The sequence below is a fragment of the Paenibacillus uliginis N3/975 genome (assembly GCF_900177425.1).
GTDB classification, from domain to species: domain Bacteria; phylum Bacillota; class Bacilli; order Paenibacillales; family Paenibacillaceae; genus Paenibacillus_AQ; species Paenibacillus_AQ uliginis.
Map to the genome: position 1 here is coordinate 2,959,165 of NZ_LT840184.1, position 9,403 is coordinate 2,968,567.

Here is a 9,403-nt window from a genome sequence, read left to right on the forward strand (position 1 = left end):
TGGAGGTCAGTCTCATGAACATCGTGGAAATGGAATCCGTGCTTACGGATAAGACCATGAGAAGCGTCAAGCTGCCATTTGAGATACCGCAGGTATATGGTTTTTTGGGCCATGCTTATGTACTCGGTATCCTTCAGCCATTTGAGTACGCTCAGCCGTGGATTCATACGAGTTATATTCAATTGTTTATAGCCAAGCATTATTTAAATGATCTGCAGGAGTATCGGCTGGATTTCTATCCGGACTTGATGATTGCTTATAACAATATGCCATGGTTGATGTATAAGCACTCCGATAAAGTCCTGCTCGATCAGCTTGGGGTAGATATTCATCGATATCTGATTACACAGCTAGAACGTGAATATTATGTCGTAACGTACGTAGATGAATTCTATATCCACAATTCGATCTGCTATCAGGAGAACCATTTTGTTCATGACATTTTCATCTATGGTTACGATCTGGATCGGCAGATTTATCATGTTGCGATCTTTGATAAGAATCGTCAGTTTACGATGCAGGAGGTTACCTTCGAGCAATTTGATCAAGCCTATACCTCGCAAGGTAAATCGACTCAATCGCTGATCAGCTCATGCAAAAGGATGGAGCCCTCAAACTATGAAAATAGTAAATACGGCTCCGGAGTGGGTAGATTTGATTTTGACTTGCAGCTGATGATTAATGTGCTTAGCGATTATTTGGAAGGCAGGAACTCCACGGAGCGGCTTCGCATTCAGCAGCAGCCGATGGAAGGCTATTTCGGTGTTGAGATTTATCCTTACCTCCAGGAATTCGTTACGCGCGTGATCGAAGGAGTGCAAAATTTCGACGTTCGTCAGCTTCATATTCTATGGGAGCATAAGAAAATGATGGTAGCAAGAATTGAGTACCTGCAGCAGTTAGGTTACCTCCGAGAAGAGACTTCATTATTATCCGAAGCTAAGCGTCTTGAGAAGCAAGCCTATACCTACCGCAATCTCATGCTAAAAGGCTTTATGAGTCAAAATAGGAACATACTACATCCGCTTGTAAACTCGCTCGAGGAGATGCTGATTGCAGAAAAAGCATTGATTACGCAGTTAATCGAGGAGCTTCGCAAGTAAATAGAGATAGGAGGGATTGAGCATGTTGGACGTATCGATCATTATTCCTGTGTACAATAAAATGGAGCAGTTAGAGCGTTCACTCTATTTCATTGCAAACCAGATCGATATAGGAATATCGCTTGAGGTCGTCGTTATCGATGATGGGTCAACCCAGCCTGTAAAGGACGTAATCGATTCTTATACAGATCAAATCAAAAATCTAAAATATTTGTATCTAGAACGGGATAAGCACTCCTGCCGTTCACGGACTCGCAACATTGGCATTCGCGAGAGCAGTGGCAACATTCTCGTTTTTCTCGACTGCGGCATTGTCATCCCTGACTTTTTCATCGAGCGCGTCGTTAATCGGATCGGTCATAGTACGAACATGGTGCTGTACCATTATGTCATGGGTGCGTTTACGGATCCGAACAAAGAGGATTTGTCAGTCATCGAAAATATTAAACCATCTAATCTTGCTGCAGTCTGTGAGCAGCTCAGGTATCATCCCGATTGGGAGGACATGCGAACCTCGCATTTTGAGCTGGTGGACCATGACCTGAATCGGATGGATGTACCATGGTCGATGGGATGGGGCGGCGCGGTTACGGCATCTCGTGATATCGTCCTTCAAGCAGGAGGCTTTGATGAGACGCTGAAGGGCTGGGGAGCGGAGGATACTGATTTTGCGTATCAGCTTCATAAACATGGGGCGTCGATGTATGCAACGGATGACATTTGCACGCTGCATCTGCCTCATCCTTCCGACGATAATATCGATCAAAAGATCAAGTCCAGCTACTTGAATCGTAAGAAAATGCATATGAAGCATCGTACCTTCGACACAGAGATTTATCCATATTCAGCAGATTTGCACTTTGATCTGATCATGGCGAAGTTTAATCGGCTGGTGACTCACTATTATGTACCTGCGTACAGTGATTCCTTGATCGAGCTCCTGAATCGTGAATATGTGCAGGGAGTAGACCGATCAGCAGTCATCGGGGCAGACAGCCATGCTGTCCTTTCCGCTTTGAATGTGTCTCACGTTTTTTTACAAAATAAAGGATTGCTCCAGCGTTACCAAAGCACCTGGCCAGAGAAGGAATTTGTTTATTTGCTAGGGTTGGATACCCTTTATCCGTCCAAGCACTTTGATGTCATCATTGTAACGGATTACTTCAGAATGTTTAGCGAGCCGCTCATTGGTATCATGCTGAAGGAGCTTTATCGGATCAGTAAGAAAGTCGTATTTTTATACAACAATAGCTATGTATCATATCTCGCGACCACGGCAGGATGGACGTGGCACAGCAGACAGGAGCTGGAGCAGCTCTTTGAACGCAGCCAGTTGATGTTTCATACGGAGCGTCAGGTCGGCGATTGCAAGGTGTTCGAAGTAGGCAAGGCGGTTACGGTCGTTGTCTAAATGAATAGGATGTAAGTTTTCCGTTAGAGGCTGCCATTTGGTAGTCTCTTTTTTTTTGACAAAGCAATAGAGTAGACAATAAATGAAAGAAGATTTGCCTACAGGAGTGCTTGTCGGATACATAACAATCAAATGTAGATTTCAAATTCCGGACCATCGGTGAGCATCTTCCTCGATTTTGGATACCATGTGCCAAATATATACTGAAAAGTATCCGATAAATTATTCAATGAACCCTTATGAGTAAATGAGTAAATAACGGGATTGGGTTTAGGGAATCGGATCGAACAAGCTCCTTGCGAAGCCGATTTAGATTGTAGTGATTTTTGGTGCTGTCACATTTTGGGCCGAGCTGTTCGTTGTATAGAGTGAAAGGGGGTGAGACGGCTTGAATGATGCGGAGTTAAGTCAGATCATTGCAGATGTGTTGGATGGGAACACAGAAAAATTCGAGAAAATTATGGAGGTTTATCAAAAACCGATTTTTCTCTACTGTTATCATATGCTGGGCAATTATGCCGAAGCCGAGGATAACGCACAGGAAGTATTTTTGAAGACATTCCGCACCTTGAAGAAATATACCCAACATGAGATAGATTTTGGCGCCTGGGTATACAAGATTGCCTACCATCAATGCATCGACATCATCCGTAAGCGAAAGTTGGTGAAATATATGCCTTTCTTTTACCAGGATGAGAAAGAAAATAATGAAGTCGATATGCATATTGAAGCCAACTATTTTGATGAATCCGTACATCAAGCTATGGCGAAATTATCGGCGGAAGAGCGCAATTTGTTAATCTTGCGTTGTGTCGAGGATAAAAGCTACCAGGAGATCGGTTTGATTCTAGGCAAAAACAGCGCAAGCCTTCGTAAAAAATACGAACGTACATCTGCAAAATTTCGAAAGTATTATGCTCAAGTGAAGGGAGTGGGAGTGTATGAATATGGACAGGGATCGGGATATAAAAAAACTGTTTGATGACCCGCGCATTCCCGACGCCGACTTGACAGGAAAAGTAATGAGAATACTACATGCTAAGCCAAAAGAAAAGGAGAGGTTTTTTGTGAAATATAAAGTTGCTTTGACTGCGTTTGTAGGGATGATGTTAATGGGCTCCACGGGTTATGCGGCAGTTCAATATCATTCTTTGAACAACAAGGATGGCGAAGTCGTATATGAGACTAAATCGACGAAAGATTATGGAAAAACAGAATCGAAAGAGGATAGGAAGCATGGCGAAGAATTTTATGCTCTTAAGGAGAAGGTGCTAAAGAGCGGTGAAGCTGGACTGTTCTATCTGGTTGCCAATAACCCGAATCATCAAACGGATCTTGGAACGAAGATGACTCCATTCCAAAATCTCACTCAATTGCGAGATAAGATTACGGATAAATCCGTTAAGATTCCAGACAGTGTCAATGGAAATTATACATTCAAACAAGCGGAAGTGATGTTTAGAAATGCTCAGGAAGTAAATCCACCTTCTCCGGAAGAACAAAAGGCGCTGGCGGAAAAACTGAGAAAACAGGCGGAGGCATCCAATCAGGGATATGCCATGATGCCGGTTGAAATGACAGATCAGTTTTTCATTCTCAATGTTAAGTATCAAAATGGCGAGGATGAAATCGGGGTTGATATCACTAATCTGACTGGAAAGAGCAACCCTACAACGTATATTGACGAGAACGTTGAATTTAAGCAGGAGAAGGTTCAAGTGAAGGGAGTAGAAATGCTGCATACAGAATTTGGTCCTTCGCAGTGGCACGAGCTGAAATGGGTATACGAGAGCCCAGACAAAAAGGTAAAATACGCCTATACTATAAAGGGAGACATAAATAAAGTAAGCAAAGAAACTTTGATGAAAATTGCCGAAGGCTATTTGAAATAATAAATATTAAAACAACGGGAATCTTCTCCAAAGCTAATTGGGGTTGATTCCCGTTTTTCCTTTTGGCAGGGACCGGCAAAGTGTTCACTCCCTATTTGTATAAGCATGTTTCAGGCTGGTTGGGACAACGATCCCGTTTAGTTGAATTAGAGTTTTTTTAAATAATAGCTTTGTACTCTGCAAGACGAGTAAAAAAATTAGAATTCGAATTAATATTTCATTGACAAAAAGATAATGGATTACACAAGTACAGCTTTCTCCAACGCCCTTAGCACGTGCTGCGTATTGCGAACAAGTATTACTTAATGAAGTTATGTTAGGATTAAAACAGTGTGTAATACTTGGAGCTGGGTTAGATACTTTTTGTTTCCGACATCCAAAATTGAAAAACAGCTTAGAAATATTTGAAATTGATTATCCAGCTACACAGGAATTTAAAAAGAAAAGGCTGGAGATTGCCAATTATAAAATTCCTAGTAATCTTCATTTTGTTTCTATGGACTTCACCAATAAGTTTTCTTATCAAAATCTAATAGATGAAGGGTTGGATAATAAAAAAACTTTCTTTAGCCTTTTGGGTGTTTCTTATTATTTGACTAAAGAGGAAAATTCAAGCTTGATAAATAATTTATTTGCCAAAGTCCCATCAGGAAGTTCTATAGTTTTTGATTATGCGGACGAAAAGCTCTTTGAAGAAAAAGGTATGTCTAATAGAGTTGAAAATATGGTGAAAATGGCTTCAGCAAGTGGAGAACCAATGAAATCATGCTTTACTTATTATGAAATCGAGAATATGTTAGAGAAATCAGGTTTACTTAGTTATGAACATTTATCACCAGCTAAGATAAATGAACTTTTCTTTAGTAATCGAACGGATTATTTGTCTGCATTCGAAACGATTCATTATATCCATGCTGTAAAAAAATAATATTCTATTTAATTTGCCGCTCAATGCATAGGATGATTGAGCGGTTTTTAATTATTCTGATAAATCAAGAAAACAATTGACTCCCGCGGGGATAGACCCACTTACTAGAAGTCAGTCAATTTTCTTTCTTGTGTGGGAAATCCTCACATCCGATTTGATGAGGAGGGGTGGAAAATCCCACCCTTGATTCTAGTGCAGATGAGCGCTTATTTGGGTAAAGAATAACAGCGATCCGGCTTGCTGCTGTGCTTCATTCCATAGGTGTAAAATAGCTTTCTAGTGCTCTGTTAGAAATTGTATTTTTAGAAATGGTGTATTTTTTGTTAAAATAGGATAACTGGTGGTAGAAAACCTCACAAGGAAAAAGTAAATGGAATTAACTTCGGAGTTGACTAAGAAGGAGAGGACACATGAAATCAAGAAAATTATCATTATTTATTATGTCGCTGCTGCTACTCATGGTGACCGGTTTGTCCGGTTGGGCAGGAGGCGCTGCGGCGGAGCCGGAACCCGGCAAAACCTATGTGATTGGTACCGACATTACGTTTGCGCCGTTTGAATTTCAGGATGCGAACGGCAATTTCGTCGGCATTGATATGGACCTAATGGAGGCCATCGCTAAGGATCAGAATTTTAAGTATCAAATCAAGCCGCTCGGCTTCAACGCGGCCGTTCAGGCGCTGGAGTCAGGACAGGTAGACGGCGTGATCGCAGGGATGAGCATCACTGATGAGCGGAAGCAAAAATTCGATCTATCGGATCCGTATTTTGATTCCGGCGTGGTCATGGCGATCAACAAGAACAATGACACTGTCAAGAGCTATGAAGATTTGAAAGAGAAGAAGGTTGCAGTAAAGACCGGTACAGAAGGCTATAGATTCGCTGAATCGATTGCCTCAAAGTACGGCTTCAAGATCGTCCCATTCGATGAATCCTCGCAGATGTATGATGATGTTAAGACAGGCAATTCCATCGCCTGCTTCGACGATTATCCAGTACTGGCTTATGGGGTAACCCAGAATAATGGTCTGAAAATCGTGACTGAGAAGGAAAAAGGCGGCTCCTATGGCTTTGCGGTGAACAAGGGAATGAATCAGGAGCTTATGGAGAAATTCAATACCGGCCTGATCAATCTTCGCGCAAGCGGTGAGTATGACCGGATTCTTGAGAAATATCTTGGTGAGAATGCATCCGGACCGGCGAACCAAAGCCGCTGGGAGCTAATTCAGGAGTCTCTGCCGTCCCTGCTGAAGGGACTTGGCAAGACGCTGTTGTACACGATTGTTTCACTGTTTTTTGCCTTTATTTTTGGGCTTGTTTTCGGATTTATGAAAGTGGGACAGAATCGGTTCCTGCGCGGCGTTGCGACCGTGTTCGTCGATGTATTCCGCGGCATTCCGCTGATTGTCCTCGCCTTCTTTATTTACTTCGGGATCCCGCAGGCATTCGGCTTCACGATGCCGCTGTTCCTGGCGGCGATTCTGACGCTCAGCCTGAATGCAGGCGCTTATGTGACGGAAATTATCCGGGGCGGCATTCAGTCGGTCGACCGGGGACAAATGGAAGCGGCGCGTTCGCTCGGCTTGCCTTACCGTAAAGCGATGATAAAGATCATTATCCCGCAGGCGGTTCGCGTCATGATTCCGGCATTCATCAATCAGCTCGTCATTACGCTTAAAGATACGTCGATTCTGTCGGCCATCGGTCTCGTCGAGTTGACGCAATCCGGCAAAATCATTATCGCCAGAACGTTCTCGTCGTTCGATATCTGGCTTGTCGTTGCTATCATGTATCTGATTGTCATCACGATTTTGACGAAAATTTCAGGTTATCTGGAAGGGAAGGTGCGTCGTGGGTAAAATCCGGGTTGAGGGATTACAGAAAAGCTTTGGCACAAATCAAGTGCTGAAAGGAATCGATATGCAGGTCAAGGAAGGGGAGGTTGTCTGTCTCATCGGCCCTTCCGGTTCAGGGAAAAGTACGTTCCTACGCTGCATTAACCAGCTGGAGGAAATCACGGCTGGCCGGGTCATCGTCGATGATCAGGACCTAAACGATTCAAAAACGGACATTAACAAGGCACGCGAGAATATCGGCATGGTGTTCCAACATTTTAACCTGTTTCCGCATTTCAACGTGCTGAAGAACATCATGTTCGCCCCTATGGAGCTGGGCAAAATGAATGCGGAGCAGGCGAGCGCCACGGCGCTGCGGCTTCTGGAGCGGGTTGGCCTGGCGGATAAAGCCGAGGCGTTCCCGAGCCAACTGTCAGGTGGACAGAAGCAACGGGTAGCAATTGCCCGCGCGCTGGCGATGAATCCGGACGTAATGCTGTTCGATGAGCCGACTTCTGCGCTTGACCCCGAAATGGTCGGCGAGGTGCTCGGCGTCATGAAGGACCTGGCGCGTGAAGGGATGACGATGGTTATCGTTACGCATGAGATGGGCTTTGCCCGGGAAGTGGCGGACCGGGTCGTATTTATGGACGGCGGCTATATTATCGAGGAAGGCTTGCCGGAGGAAGTATTCGGCAACCCGAAGAATGAGCGTACGATCAGCTTCCTGGAAAAGGTGCTGTAGCGGCGGATTAATCCTCTCTGAGTGAACAAGTGCTTAAAAGGCGCTAAAGTTTCACTTGGAGGGGTTTTTTTTTCGAAAAAAACATTTTATACATAGTTAAATTATGCTAATCTTTTTAAGAGACTTTATTATGCCATTTTTTAACATATCTCTACTTATTCAGTAATGGTTTTGTAACACTTACATTATCTAGGGGGAATTCATCATGTTCAAAAAGTTACAGAACAAGCTCATACTTATTTTTGCTGTATTACTTATTGCCGCTATGGTTACCTCACAATTAGTGACCGGCATCCAAATGACTCAAAGCTTGAAAAAGGATCTGGATAAGACAGGAATTGATGGAGCGGAGGCTTTGTCACAGATTACGAAGTTGCGTCTTGATAATTATGCTAATGATATTCTGCAATTCAGTGAGCAAGAAGAAATAAAAGATATTCTTAAAAACATAGGCTCGCTAACGCCATCTATGATTAAAGAAATGAACTTGTATACAAAGATTAATACGGAAATATCAGCTATTTATATGGGTGATTCGGCCAAAAGAATGTATGACTCCGAATCGATAGCATATGAGGCAACTTATAATCCTCTTATCAGACCATGGTACAAGCTGGCCAATGACGATCAGGATAATGTACAATTTAGCCAGCCATATATGGATGTTACGAATCAGAAAATGATATTATCGATCTCTAAAGCTATTGTAGATAATAATAAAGTCCTGGGTGTCATCGCGTTTGACTTAGAACTGGATGATGTTTCTAAGCAAATTAATGAGAGCGATGTAGGATATAATGGCTTTGGGTTCATTCTGGATTCCGAAGGAGACCCAGTGGTGCTGCCGGATTCAGATGGCAAAAATCAAAGAAACAGACCATATGTAGAGAAGATGTATAACAAGGATTCGGGAAAGATTGAGTACAATGAAAGTGGCACGAATAAAATTTTGTACTATACCACATTAGAGCTGACAGGCTGGAAGATCGGTGTCGTATATAAAGAAAAGGAATTGTTGACACTCGCTTACAATATTCAGCGATTAAACATAATTATTACTTTATGTGCCATCGTTATTTCAAGCATTATCATTTATTTTGTCGCCCGTTTCTTTACTAAACCAATTACTCAGCTAACAAATCGGGTACAGTTAATGGCAAATGGTGATTTGACAGTTCAAGGGGAGTACAAATCAAAGGACGAGATTGGGCAATTAACGAGTCACTTTAACCAAATGGCTCAAAAAATGCGCGAGGTTCTATCTAAAGTAGTCGATTCCTCCGAGAAATTGTCGGATTCGGCGGTGAGTCTGAGTGCAGTATCAGAGGAAACGAAGGCAACAAGTGAAGAAATTGCCCATTCGATGTCGGACGTGGCCAAAGGATCGGTAGAAAGTGCGAGCAATCTTGATAATATGCAGCGCGTGACAGGTGATCTGGATTCACAGTTTACATTAATCGAAGAAACAATGGGTGATATGCAGATTAAA

General features: G+C 42.8%; 8 protein-coding genes and 1 pseudogene. 8 read left to right on the forward strand and 1 reads right to left on the reverse strand.

Translation table 11 applies throughout. The features are described from left to right. Positions 1 to 14 precede the first annotated feature (14 nt). Together B9N86_RS13885 and B9N86_RS13890 are read left to right on the forward strand one after the other, a co-directional pair. The gene (locus B9N86_RS13885) at positions 15 to 1,103 is read left to right on the forward strand and encodes a cysteine peptidase family C39 domain-containing protein (protein WP_208919799.1); all 1,089 of its coding nucleotides are present in this window, start codon (positions 15 to 17) and stop codon (positions 1,101 to 1,103) included. 22 nt (positions 1,104 to 1,125) lie between these two features. Then, positions 1,126 to 2,514, forward strand: a complete 1,389-nt coding sequence (locus B9N86_RS13890; RefSeq protein WP_208919800.1) for a glycosyltransferase family 2 protein — start codon at positions 1,126 to 1,128, stop codon at positions 2,512 to 2,514. Between the two features lie 128 nt (positions 2,515 to 2,642). On the opposite strand, the gene B9N86_RS30635 is transcribed toward B9N86_RS13890, so the two are convergent. Then, positions 2,643 to 2,798: a GyrI-like domain-containing protein gene (locus tag B9N86_RS30635; protein ID WP_208920376.1), complete on the reverse strand. Its 156-nt coding sequence runs from the start codon at positions 2,796 to 2,798 to the stop codon at positions 2,643 to 2,645. Between the two features lie 104 nt (positions 2,799 to 2,902). Here B9N86_RS30635 and B9N86_RS13900 point away from each other — a divergent pair, with 104 nt between their 5' ends. The 6 genes and pseudogenes from B9N86_RS13900 to B9N86_RS13925 form a co-directional block, all read left to right on the forward strand. After that, positions 2,903 to 3,496, forward strand: a complete 594-nt coding sequence (locus B9N86_RS13900) for an RNA polymerase sigma factor (protein WP_208919801.1) — start codon at positions 2,903 to 2,905, stop codon at positions 3,494 to 3,496. Positions 3,497 to 3,581: 85 nt separating this feature from the next. Then, entirely contained in the window at positions 3,582 to 4,406 is an 825-nt protein-coding gene (locus tag B9N86_RS13905; RefSeq protein ID WP_208919802.1) for a hypothetical protein, read from the forward strand. 235 nt (positions 4,407 to 4,641) lie between these two features. Next, a pseudogene (locus B9N86_RS13910) lies at positions 4,642 to 5,334 on the forward strand (class I SAM-dependent methyltransferase); the annotation flags it as partial. A gap of 458 nt (positions 5,335 to 5,792) precedes the next feature. Next, the gene (locus tag B9N86_RS13915; protein WP_244563143.1) at positions 5,793 to 7,193 is read left to right on the forward strand and encodes an amino acid ABC transporter substrate-binding protein/permease; all 1,401 of its coding nucleotides are present in this window, start codon (positions 5,793 to 5,795) and stop codon (positions 7,191 to 7,193) included. After that, entirely contained in the window at positions 7,186 to 7,914 is a 729-nt protein-coding gene (locus B9N86_RS13920) for an amino acid ABC transporter ATP-binding protein (RefSeq protein ID WP_208919804.1), read from the forward strand. Before B9N86_RS13915 ends, B9N86_RS13920 begins: the two co-directional genes overlap by 8 nt. Before the next feature lie 205 nt (positions 7,915 to 8,119). Further along, a partial coding sequence (locus B9N86_RS13925; protein ID WP_208919805.1) for a methyl-accepting chemotaxis protein occupies positions 8,120 to 9,403 on the forward strand: 1,284 nt, incomplete at its 3' end.

Coding starts and splice junctions, on each gene's coding strand:
- B9N86_RS13890 (WP_208919800.1), top strand. CDS start 1,126: ATGTTGGACGTATCGATCATTATTCCTGTGTACAATAAAATGGAGCAG.
- B9N86_RS13915 (WP_244563143.1), top strand. CDS start 5,793: ATGGTGACCGGTTTGTCCGGTTGGGCAGGAGGCGCTGCGGCGGAGCCG.
- B9N86_RS13885 (WP_208919799.1), top strand. CDS start 15: ATGAACATCGTGGAAATGGAATCCGTGCTTACGGATAAGACCATGAGA.